This window comes from Vibrio sp. 03_296, from assembly GCF_002265885.1.
In genome coordinates this window covers 1-794 of record NZ_NPKW01001020.1, presented here as the reverse complement: position 1 = coordinate 794, position 794 = coordinate 1, and the positions used below count along the sequence as shown (strand labels likewise).

Annotated in this window: 1 pseudogene; it reads right to left on the bottom strand. The window is 45.8% G+C overall.

Annotation, left to right across the window (positions count from 1 at the left end):
• Window positions 1-29 precede the first annotated feature (29 nt).
• A pseudogene (locus tag CIK04_RS29560) lies at window positions 30-794 on the bottom strand (sensor histidine kinase); the annotation flags it as partial.

Genomic DNA, 794 nt, shown 5'->3' with positions numbered 1-794 from the left:
ATCATCGACTATTATCAACTCGAATTGGCTTATCCATAGGTCAATCCATCTAAATTCAATAACACCGTTATTTCAGTCCCAAAGCCAGGTTCACTCATTAGTTCAAAATCACCACCAATGAATTCCACTCGCTCTCTCATATTTCTTAACCCAATGCCTCGTTTACGTAAAGCATCACTGACGTTAAATCCATAGCCATCATCGCGAATCAGTAACTGAAGAATATTGCCCATCTGCTGCAAAATCATCCGTCACTTTTTTCGCGCCTGCGTGTTTTTCAATGTTGTTGAGCGACTCTTGTACCACCCGATAGAGTGTCGTGGCCACCTCGGATTTTAAACGGCCATCTTGCGTATCGAACAAATGTCGATTCTATGCCCGAATGGGAACGAAAATCCTGCATCAAGCTCGATAACGCCGCTTCAAGGCCAATGTCATCCAGCGCGCTGGGGCGAAGCTGATGTGAGATATGACGAACTTCGTTAATGGCCGTGGTGAGCGATTGTTGAGATTATCGAGATTGCACTTTAGCGACGGTCTTGCACYTTGTGCGCCAGCAACTCCAAATGACATTTGCTTGAAACCAACAGTTGGTTAATCCCGTCATGGAGCTTCTCGAGCGAGGTGTTTTTTCTCATCTTCTTGAAACATCACCGTCTTGTGGGCCTAACTCTTTGAGGTTTTTATCGGCCAAGCGGTGTTCGTGCAGGTTAATGGCTAACGTCAGCACCACGATGACCGACACCGTGACCAACAAAATCACCACCACCGAGAAGAATGTCGTTTCAATGTTT